The 13,664-nt window shown below is 74.5% G+C and carries 7 protein-coding genes; 4 read left to right on the forward strand and 3 right to left on the reverse strand.

Annotated elements, in window-relative coordinates; translation table 11 throughout:
* Window positions 1-324 precede the first annotated feature (324 nt).
* Window positions 325-1,206, forward strand: a complete 882-nt coding sequence (locus tag AC5L38_RS10045; protein ID WP_495242481.1) for a LysR family transcriptional regulator — start codon at window positions 325-327, stop codon at window positions 1,204-1,206.
* A gap of 46 nt (window positions 1,207-1,252) precedes the next feature.
* Window positions 1,253-2,221 carry an MBL fold metallo-hydrolase gene (locus tag AC5L38_RS10050; RefSeq protein ID WP_495242482.1) on the forward strand — a complete coding sequence of 323 codons (969 nt, stop codon included), beginning with the start codon at window positions 1,253-1,255 and terminating at the stop codon, window positions 2,219-2,221.
* Between the two features lie 25 nt (window positions 2,222-2,246).
* On the opposite strand, the gene AC5L38_RS10055 is transcribed toward AC5L38_RS10050, so the two are convergent.
* On the reverse strand, window positions 2,247-2,654 hold the full coding sequence (locus AC5L38_RS10055) for an acyl carrier protein (protein WP_495242483.1): 408 nt from the start codon (window positions 2,652-2,654) through the stop codon (window positions 2,247-2,249).
* Window positions 2,655-2,759: 105 nt separating this feature from the next.
* Complete coding sequence (locus AC5L38_RS10060; protein WP_495242484.1) at window positions 2,760-9,416, reverse strand: amino acid adenylation domain-containing protein; 6,657 nt, start codon at window positions 9,414-9,416, stop codon at window positions 2,760-2,762.
* 487 nt (window positions 9,417-9,903) lie between these two features.
* Here AC5L38_RS10060 and AC5L38_RS10065 point away from each other — a divergent pair, with 487 nt between their 5' ends.
* Both AC5L38_RS10065 and AC5L38_RS10070 read left to right on the forward strand, forming a co-directional pair.
* Window positions 9,904-11,373, forward strand: coding sequence for a hypothetical protein (locus AC5L38_RS10065; protein WP_495242485.1), 1,470 nt, complete (start codon window positions 9,904-9,906; stop codon window positions 11,371-11,373).
* Between the two features lie 100 nt (window positions 11,374-11,473).
* Window positions 11,474-12,253 carry a tyrosine-protein phosphatase gene (locus AC5L38_RS10070; RefSeq protein WP_495242486.1) on the forward strand — a complete coding sequence of 260 codons (780 nt, stop codon included), beginning with the start codon at window positions 11,474-11,476 and terminating at the stop codon, window positions 12,251-12,253.
* Window positions 12,254-12,344: 91 nt separating this feature from the next.
* Here AC5L38_RS10070 and mshA read toward each other — a convergent pair whose 3' ends face one another.
* Window positions 12,345-13,622, reverse strand: coding sequence for a D-inositol-3-phosphate glycosyltransferase (mshA, locus tag AC5L38_RS10075; RefSeq protein WP_495242487.1), 1,278 nt, complete (start codon window positions 13,620-13,622; stop codon window positions 12,345-12,347).
* Window positions 13,623-13,664 lie beyond the last annotated feature (42 nt).

The raw sequence follows: 13,664 nt of genomic DNA on the forward strand, positions 1-13,664 counted from the left end.
CGGGCGAAGGGGTAGGGGCCGGGCAGCGAGTCGAGGCCGGAGAGCCGGGTCCACGTGCGATGACTCCGGTGACTTCCACCGGGCCGCCCCGGGGAGCGCCGAGCTCGATCGGCGGCGGAGCGTTCACCGCGTCGACGCGCGACGGGCCCCGGAGAAAGGGGTGGCACAGGTCAGGCTTGATACGAATTTCGGCTGGTCATCGGGCTGCATGTAACCGTTTGGACCAATCTTTCATCAAGTTTCGTCATACGTCCAAGGCTTGTTCCGACGTCATCGATGCCCTCCAGGCATCGATGGACAAGGCCTGGCGGGAGCGGTGCTCGAATGGATCTCGATCTGCGCAAACTGCGCTACTTCGTCGCGGTGGCGGAGCGGCTGCACTTCGGCCGGGCGGCCGATGCGCTGCACATCACACAACCCGCGCTCTCCCGGCAGATCAGGCAGCTGGAACATGACGTGGGCGTCGCGCTCCTCGTCCGTACCAGCCGGGAGGTCACCCTCACCCCCGCGGGCGAACAGCTCCTGAGTGACGCGGGGCGGCTGCTCGCCGCCAGCCACGCGGCCCGGGACAGAGCGCGCCGCGCCGGCGAGACCGGGCACCACCTGAACCTCGGGTTCATGCTCGGCATAGACACCGCTCCGGCCCTGCGACGCTTCGCCGAACGCCGCCCCGACGTGACCGTCCACATCAAACGCCTGCACTCGAAGGACCGCAGCGAGGCACTGCTCGACGGCCGCGTCGACGCCGGCCTCGTCCGGCTCCCCCTGATCTGCGACGGGCTGAGCACGATGTTCCTGTACACCGAGCCGTTCACCGTCCTGCTGCCGGCCGACCACCCCCTGGCGGCCAAGACCTCGCTGAGCGTCGACGACATCGCCGACGAGCCCCTCCTGCACTACGCCGACGCCGACCCGGCGTGGAACGCCTTCTGGAGGATCGACCCGCGCCCCGACGGGACCCGGCCCCGCTCCGGGCCCGCCGTGCACGACATCGAGGAGATCGTGGAGTACGTCCGGGTGAGGCGCGGTGTGGCGTTCCTCCCGCCCTCGATCAACTTCCTGTTCCCGCGGTCCGACGTCGTCTACGTCCCGGTCGCCGACGCCCCGCCGAGCACGGTCGTGATGGCCTGGGAGAGCGCCCGGCACTCCTCCCTGATCACCGCCCTGGCCGAGGTCGTCCGGGAGGCCGTGCACCCCAAGCGGTGAACCGCAGGCCGTCCGCCTGCCCCGGTGATCGGGGAGAATACGGCCCGTGGAAGGTCGATGGGTCGAGGTCGCGGACCGGGTGCTGGTGCGGCGGTACGCCGAGCTGGACCTGTCGGTGGGGCTGGTCGTGGGCGACGGCGGCTGCCTGGTGGTCGACACCCGGGGAGACGAGCGGCAGGGGGCGGAACTGCTCGCGGAGGTCAGGCGGATCACCCGCGACCCGTGGACGGTGGCGATCACCCACTCGCACTTCGACCACAGCTTCGGCACCCGCCCCTTCCTCGGCCGCCCCGTCTGGGCGCACGAGGGCTGCCGCGCCGACCTGGTGGAGAACGGCGAGCGGGCCAGGGACGAGTGGACACGCTACTACCGGGACCTGGGGCGCGCGGACGTCGCCGACGACATCGCGAGGACCGAGATCGTGCCGCCGGACCACCTCGTGACCGACCGGGCACGGCTGGTCGTCGGGGGCCGCCCGATCGTCCTGGCCCACCTCGGCCGCGGCCACTCCGGCAACGACCTGGTCGTCCACGTGCCGGACGCCGGGGTGACCTTCGCCGGGGACCTGGTGGAGAACGGCGCGCCACCCGCCTACGAGGACGCCTACCCCCTCGAATGGCCCGCCACGGTCGCCGCGCTGCTCGACCTGCTCGACCTGCTCGACCCGCTCGACTCGCTCGACCCGCTCGGCGGCGGGTCCGGCCGCGCGGCCCTCTCCGGGCACGGCACGGCCCCTGGTCCTGTGCCCGCTCCCCCCTCCGGTCCCGGCCTTGGCCCCGACTCCGCCCCCGCCCCCGCCCTCGCCTCCGGTCCCGGTGGCGCGGTCGTCGTTCCCGGGCACGGCGACCCGGTCGGCCGCGCGTTCGTCGTCGCCCAGCACGCGGAGATCTCCGCTCTGGCCCGTCTCTGCGAGCGGGTGACCGCGGGCTCCCTGTCCCCCGCCGACGCCGTGCGCCTGTCGCCGTACCCCGAGGAGACCACCAGGATCGCCCTCGGCCGCGCGGGCCACCCCTGACGAGGGCCCTTCGACGGTGGTCCCCTCAGGAGCGGGTGAGGCCGTCCAGATAGGCGGTCAGGGAGTCCAGGTCCTGGAGGAACCAGCTGTCGCCGCCGAAGTCGATCATGATGTCCAGCTCCGCCTCGATGGCGTCGACCAGGCGGATCGTGGCGATCGAGCTGACCCCCATGGCGACGAACGAGGTGTCGGAGCCGAGGATCTCCCGGGCGGAGATCTCCCCGTCACACGCCGTCGACAGGGCCCCGGCCAGCCACACCCGCAGGGAGTCCCCGGAAAGGGGAGCGCCCTCCCCCGCCGCCCCCTCGGGCTCGGGCCGCTCGGCCAGCGCGGTCTGCCCGGCCGGACCCGCGGGGCCCGCGGGACCGGCGGGCTCCACCGGGTCGGCCGGACCCGCCGGACCCGCCGGACCGGTGACGTCTGGGTGACTCATTCGTACCTCCAGTGGGAGATCCCCGGGTTCCGGTCCCGGGAGGGCGTCGGGTCCTTCCCCGGGCCGCCGCCCTTCGTGGGGGCGGAGGGGAAAGGGGTGAGGTGGTCAGGAGCCGTCCGTGCCGAGCATCCGGGCGACCTCCTCGTCCGTCAGCGCGGACAGCTCCTCCATGAGGATCCGTTCCACCACGGCCGCGAGGTCGGCCACCGTGCGGCTCCTGAAGAGCTCGCGGACGGGGACGTCGATCCCGGCGACCGTGCGCAGGCGGGAGCCGACGCGCACGGCGAGCAGCGAGTGGCCGCCCAGCGCGAAGAAGTCGTCGAGCGCGCCGACCTTGCCGACCCCCAGCACCTCCTGCCAGACGCCCGCCACGAGGATCTCGGCGTCGTCCCTCGGCTCCACGAAGGCCCGCTCCTCGCCGAGGCCGAGGTCGGGCGCGGGGAGCGCGCGGCGGTCGATCTTCCCTCCGGTGGTCACCGGCAGCTCGTCCAGGGTCACCCAGACGTCGGGAACCATGTACGGCGGGAGCGCCGCGGCGAGGTCGCGCCGCAGCTCCGCCGGGTCGGCCGGACCCGCGACGTAGGCGACCAGCCTGTCCTCGCGGGCGATCACCGCCGCCTGCCGCACGCCGGGGTCGGTGAGGAGGCGCCCCTCGATCTCGGCGGGCTCGATCCTGAACCCGCGGACCTTCATCTGGTCGTCGACGCGGCCCAGGAACTCCAGCATGCCGTCCGCGCGCCACCGGACCAGGTCCCCGGTGCGGTAGAGCCGTCCCGCCTCCGGATCGTCGAGGAAGCGCTCGGCGGTCAGGTCCGGACGGCCGAGGTAGCCCCTGGCGAGCCCCGCACCGCCGAGGAGCAGCTCACCGGCGACACCGGGCGGCACCCGGCGGAGCGCCTCTCCCGGGGCGCCGTGCGGCGTACGGTCCGGGTGCCCGGAGACGCCGGGCGGCGTGCCCTGTGAGTCTCCCGGGGCGCCGGACGGTGTGCGGTGGCCGCGCGGGTCGGCGACGACCGCCCGGGTGCCGCCGATCGGGCGGCCGATCGGCGGGCGTGCCCCGGTGTCGGCGGGGCCGAGGTCGGCCGCGGTGGCGATGATCGTGGCCTCGGTGGGCCCGTAGGTGTTGACCAGCCTGACCCGGTCGCCGAACCGCTCCCGCCAGCGGGCCACGGCCTCCGCGTGCACCTGCTCGCCGCCGAGGATGACGAGCCGCAGCCGTTCCGGCCAGGCCACCTCGTCGATCTGGTCGACCAGCCGGTGCCAGTAGGCGGTCGGCAGGTCCAGCACGGTCACCTCTCGCCCCCGGGGTCCGGCGAGCACCTCGGGAAGGGTGACCGCGCCGCCCGGCAGGAGTTCGAGGGCCGCCCCCGAGGCCAGCGCGGGATAGATCTCCTCCGCGTGCGCGTCGAAGCCGATCGCGGCGAACTGGACCACGCGGTCTCCCGGCCCCAGCCCGTACGCCTCCCGCATCCAGGCCACCCGGTCGGCCAGGGCCCGGTGCTCCACCACCACGCCCTTGGGCTGCCCGGTGGACCCCGAGGTGTAGATCACGTACGCGGCGTCGTCCCCGCCGGCGGGACGCGCGGCCTCCCGCGGCTCCCCGGGCTCCAGGTCGTCCAGGAGCAGCACCGGGATGTCCACCGGTAGCGGCCGGGCCGCCAGCAGGAGGGCCGCTCCGCTGCCGGACAGGATCGCCCCGACCCGTTCCGCCGGGAGTTCGGGGTCGACGGGCAGGTAGGCGCCCCCGGCGCGCCACACGGCGAGCAGCGCCGCGACGACGTCGATCGACCGGTCGGCCAGGACCGCGACGACCGTCTCCCGTACGACGCCGTGGCGCCGGAGCAGGGCGGCCAGCGAGGCGACGCGGAGCTCCAGGCCCGCGTAGGTCAGCGTCTCGTCGCCGCAGCCCACCGCGGTCGCGTCCGCGTGCGAGGCGGTCGCCGCCGCGACGAGGTCCGGCACGAGGGGGCCCGGGACGTGTGCCGCCGCCTCCTCGTGGACGCGCAGCCGGGCATCGTCCTCGCCGGTGCGCAACGGCAGCGCGGAGAGGGCCCGGCGGGGGTCGGCGGCGACCGCGCGGCACAGGACGGCGAACCTGCCCGCGAGGCGGGCGACGGTCTCGGCCTCGAACAGCTCCGCGTCGTAGCCGAGCGCCAGGAAGAGCCCGTCGTCGTCGCGCCACATCTCCAGCATGAGGTCGAACTTGGCCTGCCGGTACCCGGCGTCGAAGAACTCCAGGGCCAGGTCGGCGAAGGAGTCCCGTGTGCCGTCGTCCTGGCTGTGCAGGATGGCCATGGTCCGAAAGAGCGGCGTGCGGCTCAGGCCGCGCTCCACGTCCAGCTCCGTCACGAGCTTCTCGAACGGCACCTCCTGGTAGGCCATCGCCTCCAGCAGGATCGTCCGCGTACGGCCCACGAGGTCGGTGAAGGAGGGGTCTCCCGACAGGTCGCCCCGCAGGACCAGGGTGCTGGCGAGATAGCCGACGACCGGCTCCAGCTCGACGCGGTCACGTCCCGCGTAGGAGGAGCCGACCATGATGTCGTCCTGGCCGGTGTGGCGGGCCAGGAGCACCTGGTACGCGGCGAGCAGCACCATGAAGAGGGTCGCCCCGCACTCCTGGGCCACCTCCTCCAGCCGCGCGGCGAGGTCGGGTGGCAGGCGGAAGGCGTGGGACCCCCCGCGGTGGGAGGAGACCGGCGGGCGGGGGTGGTCGAGCGGCAGCTCCAGCACCGGGGGGTCGGCGAGCCGCTCGCGCCAGTAGCCGAGCGCCGCCCCGTCGTCGTGGCCCCGCTGCCAGAAGGCGATGTCCCCGTACGTCACCGGCGGCTCGGCGAGGCCGTGCTCGGTCCCGTCCCTGTGCGCGGCGTACAGGGCGGCCAGGTCGTCGGCCAGGACGTTGAGCGACCAGCCGTCGCCCGCGATGTGGTGGAGGATGACGCAGAGCACGTGGTCGTGCTCTGCCAGGCGCAGCAGGCTGACCCGCAGCGGGGGCGGGCCGGTGAGGTCGAAGGGGGCGTTGGTCCGCTCCGCGACCAGCCGCCGCGCCTCCCGTTCCCTTTCCGCGATTCCAGGGAGTCCGGCGAGTCCCGCGATCCCCTCGCCGCTCTCCCCTCCGGCGGGCCGCTCCCCCCGTACACCGCCCGCCGTCTCCGGGCCGGAGAGGTCGATGTGCTCGATCAGCGGGCCGGTCGCGGGGTCGGTGATCGCGACCGGCCCGCCGTCCACCTCCGGGTAGCGGGTGCGCAGGGTCTCGTGCCGCGCCGCCAGGTCCCGGAGAGCATGCTCCAGCGCGGCGATGTCGAGATCGCCGCGCAGGCGCCAGACGGTGAACATGTTGTACGCCGCGTCGTCCGGATCGAGCCGGTGCATGAGCCATAGCCGCTCCTGCGAGGGCGAGAGCGGGGCCGGCGCACCGTCGGGGCGCGGGCGCAACGGGGTGGCACGGCCGTCGCGGTCGTCCGCGGGGCCGGACACGGCGGCGTCGACGGTCTCGGCGAACCCGGCGATCGTCGGCCGGACGAACAGCTCCCTGATGGGTACCTCCACGCCGAGCAGCGCCGCGATCCGCGCGGTGACCTTGACCGCGAGCAGCGAGTGCCCGCCCAGGCCGAAGAAGTCGTCGTCGGCGCCGAGCCGGTCGACGGCCACGCCCAGCACCTCGGCGAAGATCTCGGCCACCCGCCGTTCCAGGTGGGTCTCCGGCGGCCGGCCGTGCCCGGCGGACGGCCTGCCCGGCGCGGGAAGCGCCTTGCGGTCGACCTTGCCGTTCGGGGTGAGGGGCAGCGCGGGCAACGGCACCACGACCGCGGGCACCATGATCGCGGGCAGCGACCGCGCGACGTGCTCCTGGAGCCCCGCGAGGTCGGAGGGCTCCGACGGTTCCGCGCGGTCCGAGGCCTCCGCGGCCTCCGCGGCCTCCGCGATGTCTCCGGTGCCGGCCTCGTCTCCCGCCTCGGTGCCGGCTCCGGCTTCGGCTCCAGCTCCGGCTTCGGCTCCGGCTTCACGGTCCTCGGGGGTGACGGGTGCGACCCCGACCACGTACGCCACCAGGGTGTCGTCGACGATCGCGGCGACCGCGCGGGAGACCCCGGGATGGGTCTCCAGGGCGGCCTCGACCTCGCCCAGCTCGATGCGGTGGCCCCGCAGCTTCACCTGGCCGTCGGCCCGGCCGAGGAACTCCAGCCGCCCGTCCGCCAGCCATCTCACCCGGTCGCCGGTCCGGTACAGGCGCGATCCCGGGGGCCCGGACGGGTCGGGCAGGAAGCGCTCGGCGGTCAGGCCCGGCCGGTTCAGGTAGCCCCGCGCCAGTCCCGTCCCCGCGATGAACAGCTCGCCGACCACCCCGACGGGCACCGGGTCGAGCCTCTCGTCGAGCACGTGGACACGGGTGTTGTCCAGCGGCCTGCCGATCGCCACCGCCCCGGGCTCGGCGGGTACCGGCTCGCGGGTGGACCAGATCGTCGTCTCGGTGGGCCCGTACACGTTCCACATCGCCTGTACGCGCCCTCGCAGCGCGCGGGCGAGGGCGGGCGGCAGCGCCTCGCCCCCGGCCAGGGCGGTCACCCTCGGCCCGTCGAACCCCGCGTCGAGGAGCGCCCGCCAGCCCGACGGCGTGGCCTGGACGTGCGTCACGCCGTGCGCGGCGGCGAGCCTCACCAGCGCGAGCGCGTCCGACGCCTCCCCGCCGCCCGCGACGACCACCCGGGCGCCGCTGACCAGCGGGAGGAAGAACTCCAGTACGGAGATGTCGAACGACAGGGAGGTGAGCGCCAGCCAGACGTGGCCGGGCCCGGAGCCGAGCAGGTCCTTCATGGCCAGCAGCAGGTTGACCACGGCGCGGTGCTCGATCGCGACCCCCTTGGGGCGGCCCGTCGAGCCCGACGTGTAGATCACGTACGCGAGGTCGTCCGGCGTCGCGAGCGGCGCGGGGGGCGTGCCGGGTTCACCGGCGAACGCCAGGGGGTCCTCTACGAGCAGGACCCGGGCGGCCCCCTCCGGAAGCCGTCCACGCACGCGCTCCTCGGTGAGGAGCAGTTCCGCGCCCGAGTCGCGCAGCACGAAGGCGAGGCGCTCGGCGGGGTAGTCCGGGTCGAGGGGCAGGTAGGCGCCGCCCGCCCGCATCACGGCCAGCAGCGCGACCAGCGTCTCCAGCGAGCGGGTGGCGCACACGGCCACGACGGCACCGGGCCGCACGCCCTCGCGCCGCAACCGGTTGGCCAGCCGGTTGACGCGCGTCTCCAGTTCCGCGTACGTCAGGCTCCGCCCCCCGCACGTGGCCGCGACCGCCCCCGGCTCGCCCGCGACCAGGTCGTGGAGGGTGGTCTCCGGGCGCGGGACGGCGGTGTCGTTCCAGGTGGTGAGGGTCAGCTCGCGTTCGGCCTCCGGGGGGAGCCCCAGCTCCGACAGGCGCGTGCCGGGGTCCTCGACGGCCCTGCGCAGCATGGCCGCGACGTGCTCGGCCATGCGCTCGGCCGTGCCGTGGTCGAACAGGGCTGTGCTGTAGACGAGGGAGAGTTCGAGGTCTCCGTCCCGTCTCCCGAACTCCAGCGACAGGTCGAACATCGCCGATCTCGCGTCGCCCATGTCGACCGGTTCCGCGGTGACGCCGGGCAGGGTCAGCGCGGTGCCGTGGAAGTCGTGCAGGACGAGCTGGGCCTGGAAGAGGGGCGTGCGGCTGAGGTCCCTGGGGACGTTCAGCTCGCTCACCAGCCGGTCGAAGGGCAGGGCCGCGTTGGTGTACGCCGCCAGGGCCGCGCGGCGGACCCTGACGAGCAGTTCCCCGAAGGTCGGGTCGCCCGACAGGTCCCCGCGGATCACCAGCGTGTTGAGGAAGAGCCCGACGAGCGGCTCCAGCTCGTCCCTGTCCCGCCCGGCGATCGGCGTGCCGACGCAGACGTCCTCCTGGCCGGAGCGGCGTGACAGCAGGACCAGGTACACCGCGAGCAGCACCATGAACGGCGTGGTGCGCGTGCGCCGGGCGAGCCCGTCGACGCCGTCGGCCAGCTCGGCGGGGAGCCTGAGCAGGGCGCGGGCGCCGTCGGCGGTCCTGACCGCGGGACGCGGCCGGTCCGTCGGGAGCTCCAGCGTCGGCGGGTCGGCCAGCCTTCGCCGCCAGTGGTCGAGCTGCTCGTCGGCCGGGCCGTCCGGACGCTCGCGCTGCCACAGCGCGAAGTCCGCGTACTGGATCGGCAGCGGCGCGAGCTCCGGCCGCTCACCGGCCAGGAACGCCCCGTACAGCGTGGCCAGCTCGCGCGCGAACACGCCGACCGACCAGCCGTCCACGGCGATGTGGTGGAACACGACGTAGATCGTGTGATCCCGCTCGGACAGGCGCAACAGGCCTGCCCTGAGCGGCGGCTCGCCCGCCAGGTCGAACCGCCGCTCGATCTGCTCCCGGACGAGCCGCGCGCTCCGCGCCTCACGTTCCGCCTCGGGAAGATCCGACAGGTCCAGCAGCTTCAGGTACGGCTCGTCGCCGGGCGGGCGGGGCTCGTCGACGACCTGGACGGGAGCGCCGTCCCTGCCGGGAAAGCGGGTCCGCAGGATCTCGTGCCTGGCCACGATCCCGGCGAGCGCCCGCTCCAGGGCGTCCGGGTCGAGCGGCCCCCCGAGCCGTTCGGCGATGAAGATGTTGTGGGCGCCGCCGCCGCCGGCCCGCTCCAGCCGGTCGAGGAACCACATGCGCTCCTGGCCGAACGAGAGCGGCGACTCGCGGACGCCGTCGGAGCGGGGAGCGATCCCGTCCCGCGCGAGCATGCCCATATCTAGGCCTCCCGCCGGAGAGGCGAGGGAACCGTTCTCGCGACGGCCTCCCTGCTGGCGGATCGCGAGCCCGAAAGGAGATCCCTCATAATCACGACAAAAGACTGTCAGAGAAAAACATAAATCCGCAAGGAGTAGACATTTAGCCTTGAATGCCCATATCGCCTTCGAAGAAGGCGCTGACTTCGCTCCGGAGCGTCCGCGCCGTGCCGGACGTGCCGCTGACATCAAGTTGCCCGGCACTAGTTGCCGGTGCCCACACCACGAAGGCGCGAGGCGGGAGGTTGACCACGCCCCCGCCGTGAGTGTCTGATTCGTTGTCGGCGAGCGGCTCCAGGGGCGGATCACGCGGCTCGCCGGATCGCGCCGGACACGGTCCGGGCGTTCGCCCACCACGTTCTCTCCCCCCGCTCGCCGCCGCGTCCGGATCGCCGATCGGACTCCGGCCCCGGGAGAGGTTTCCGAACATTCGAAGGCGGGGGCGCTGTTGACCGGACCCGGCTGGTCTCCGGACGCGAGGGTGGTACGCGAGGGGCCGCTCACCTGGGCCCAGCATGAGTGGGTCCAGTGGATCCCCACCGACACCGACACCTCCTACGAGGACAACATCTGCGCCGCCGTACCAGGACGGAACCTGCCCGTCGCCCAGGTCGCCTCGGCGGTACGCGACGTCCTCGCCCGGCACGAGGGGCTGCGGTCGCTGGTCCGCCGCGCGGGTCGCGAGGACAGCCTCCAGTACGTCTGCCCGGTCGACGACCGGCTGGACGAGGTGATCCAGGTGATGGAGGACGACGCGTCCTTCAGGCGGCGGTTCGACACCCCGTGGCGGCGCACCTGCTTCAGGATCGGCGAGCAGTGGCCCGTCAGGGCCGTCCTGGACGCGGCCGGTGGGCGCGTGCGCCGGATCGACCTCGTCGTCGACCACGTCGCGATCGACCCCTGGGGGATGCGGGTCCTCTGCGACGACCTCGACCACGCGCTGCGCGCGCGGGCGGCGGGCCGCGAGCCGTTCGGATCCGGCCCCGCCGCCGAGCAGCCGATCGACGTCGCGCTCTCCGAGACCTCCCCCGCCGGGCTGGCCTACCAGCGGCGGGCCCTGGGGTACTGGGAGCGGCGGCTGGGCGAGATCGGCAAGGCGCTCGACGGCCACGTGCCCCTCGCGCCCTCGCGAGCCCCCCTCGGGCCTCCCGGCGAGTCCGATCAGGGGGAGTTCCGCTCCTGCTGGCTGGCGTCCCGCCGCGCGGGACGGGCGGCGGGGGCCATAGCGCGGGCGACGGGCGTCTCCCCCTCCGCGGCCTTCCTGCTCGCCTTCGGCGCCGCCGTCTGCGCGGTGGAGCGCTCGCCGCGGGCCGGCATCTTCGCGATCTCGGCGAACCGCTTCTCCGCCGGGGCGGGACGGTCGGTGCGCAAGGCCACCATGACGATGCCCGTGCTCCTGCCCGCCGTGTCCACCGGGTCCTCCGGGTCCGCTGCGCCCGCTGCGTCCGCCGACTCGCCGGGGGCCGCGTACCGCGGGGCGCTGGCGGACTGCGCCGCCCAGCAGTTGTCCGGCCACCGGTTCGCCAACGCCGATCCGTACGCCACGGAACGGATGTGCGAGGAGATCCTCGGCGACCTGTACAAGACCGGGGTGGCCTACCCCCGGTTCAGCTACATGGACGAGGGGGTCGCCGACGACCTCAACACGCTGTGGCCCGCGGGCGACGACGGGTTCCCCGGCGACGGGGACGACCGGACCGTCACCTTCTCCCCGCCCCGCCCGCTGGGCGCCCGCTACATGATGACCGTCCTGCACCGTCCCGCGGGCGCCGTGTTCAGCCTCCAGTGGAGTGACGCGACCGGCTGGGGGGAGACCGCGGAGGACATGCTCCTGTACATCGATGACCTGATGGTCTGGGCCGCGTCGGGGTGCGCGGGAAGCCCTCCGGAACTCGGCGTCGCGGGCCCGGCGACCTGACCGGGGACCTGACCGGGGAGGACCTGACCCAGGACGGCCTGACAGGGAACGGCCGCCGTGAACGCGGCGGTGGCACGACGAGACACCGGGAGGCCCCCAGATGGACGCTCAACGTGACGACCGAGATCACCGAGGACCGGCGGTCTCCGCAGACGCCGCCGCCCGCGACCGGCACCTCGACTGGGACGGCTGCCACAACGTCCGCGACCTGGGCGGCATGCGCACCGCCGACGGACGCGAGACGCTCTGGGGCGCCCTCGTCCGCTCCGACGCCCCAGAGCGCCTCAGCCCGGCCGGATGGCGGGCGCTCGCGGACCACGGCGTCCGCACGGTCGTCGACCTGCGCAACGACGGCGACTGGCGGGGCGGCGCGGTGAGCCGTCCCGCCGGTCTGACCACGGTGCGCGTGCCGCTGGACGACCGGGGGGACACCGAGTTCTGGGCCGGGCTCACCGGCCTGTACGGCACCCCCCTGTACTACCGGCCCTTCCTGGAGCGGAAGGCGGAGCGGTGCGCCGCCGCGATATCGGCGATCGCCCGCGCCGAGCCCGGCGGGGTCGTCGTGCACTGCATGGCGGGCCGCGACCGCACCGGGCTCGTCACCCTGCTGATGCTCGCCCTCGCGGGCGTGCCGGCCGCCGACATCGCCGCCGACTACGAGCTGAGCACCGAACGGCTGCGGCCCCTCTTCGTCAAGCTCGGCGAGGCCGACGAGAGTCCCCGGATCCGGGCGGCGCTCGACCGCGCGAACACCACGGCCCGCGAGGTCGTCATGGCCACGGTCGAGTCGCTCGACGTCGAGTCCTACCTGCGCGCCGCCGGGCTCGGCGAGGCCGACCTGGTCGCCGCCCGCGACCGGCTCGTCGGTCCCGCCACCTGAGCGACGCCCTCCACCGTGCCGGCCCCTGGACGACGCACCCCGCCGCATCCGCTCACACCGACGACGAACCCGCCACGCCCCGCCACGCCCGTCACCTGGACGGTGCCGCCATCCGGGCGGCGTCGGCGTACACCTCCGTCAGCCTGTCGACGGCCTGGTCCCAGCCGAACCGGGACGCGTGGGCGAGCGCGCCCGCGCCGAGCGCCCGCAGCAGGCGGGGCGCGGCCACGAGGTCGCCGAGCACGCGGGCGTACGCGGCCGGGTCGTGCCCGTCCACGAGCACGCCGGAGACCCCGTCCCGCACCGCGGTGCGCAGGCCGCCGACGGCCGCGGCGACCACGGGGGTGCCGCACGCCTGGGCCTCGACGGCCACCAGGCCGAACGTCTCGGCGTGGGAGGGCACCACGACGGCGGTCGCCGCCCGGTACCAGTCGGCGAGCCTGGGCTGCGGGCAGGGCGGCTCCAGCCGTACCTGACCGGTGAGGCCGAGCGTGGCGGCGAGCTTGCCCAGGTGGTCCGGGCGGCCCCAACCGGCTCCGCTGGGCCCGCCCACGATCGCCACGACGAGGCGCCCGGCGAGGCCGGGGGTGCGGCGGATCATCCCGGCCGCGGCGTGCAGCAGGACGTCCGGCGCCTTGAGGGGCTGCACCCTCCCGGCGAACAGCAGCACGACGGCGTCCGGGGGAAGGCCGAGCGCGCGCCGGGCCTCGGCCCGCGAGCCCGGCCGGAACAGGGACAGGTCGACGCCGGGGTTGACGGTCCGCACCCTGGCCGGGTCGGCCCCGTACAGCGTGACCAGCTGGTCGGCCTCCTGCACGGTGTTGGCGACGAGCCGGTCGGCGGCGGCCACCACCTCCGTCTCCCCCGCGATGCGCCCGGCGGGCTCGGGCTCGTCGCCCGCCGCGAGCGACGCGTTCTTCACCGCGCCGAGCGAGTGCATGGACTGCACGAGGGGAACGCCCCAGCGCGCCTTGACGGCCGCCCCCACCCGTCCGGCCAGCCAGTGGTGGGCGTGTACGAGGTCGTACCCGCCGCCCGGTCCCCGGCCGGCTCCCGCGCGCAGCATCTCGGCGGTGAACGGGCCGAGGGTGGCGGGAAGGTCGTTCTTGTCGAGTTCCCTGGGCGGTCCCGCGGCCAGGTGCCTGACCAGCACGCCCGGGGCGAGCTCGGCCAGCGGCGGCGCGCCCGGGGCGTCGGCGCGCGTGAAGACGTCCACCTCGACGCCCAGCGCCGCCATCCGCCGGGCGACCTCGACGATGTAGACGTTGAGCCCCCCGGCGTCGCCCCCGCCCGGCTGGGCGAACGGGGAAGTAAGGACGCTGACGGTCGCGATCCTCCGGGGAAGGGGAAGGCGTCGCGGCACGGGCATTCACCTCCGCTTGAGCATTCGCCCGGGGCGCGTCGTTCTCCG

The organism is Streptosporangium nanhuense (assembly GCF_059358815.1).

What these genes read in the sequence shown, in the direction of transcription:
- mshA (WP_495242487.1), bottom strand. Translation starts at nt 13,622, where the DNA reads ATGCCCGTGCCGCGACGCCTTCCCCTTCCCCGGAGGATCGCGACCGTC.
- AC5L38_RS10055 (WP_495242483.1), bottom strand. Translation starts at nt 2,654, where the DNA reads ATGAGTCACCCAGACGTCACCGGTCCGGCGGGTCCGGCGGGTCCGGCC.
- AC5L38_RS10070 (WP_495242486.1), top strand. Translation starts at nt 11,474, where the DNA reads ATGGACGCTCAACGTGACGACCGAGATCACCGAGGACCGGCGGTCTCC.
- AC5L38_RS10045 (WP_495242481.1), top strand. Translation starts at nt 325, where the DNA reads ATGGATCTCGATCTGCGCAAACTGCGCTACTTCGTCGCGGTGGCGGAG.
- AC5L38_RS10060 (WP_495242484.1), bottom strand. Translation starts at nt 9,416, where the DNA reads ATGGGCATGCTCGCGCGGGACGGGATCGCTCCCCGCTCCGACGGCGTC.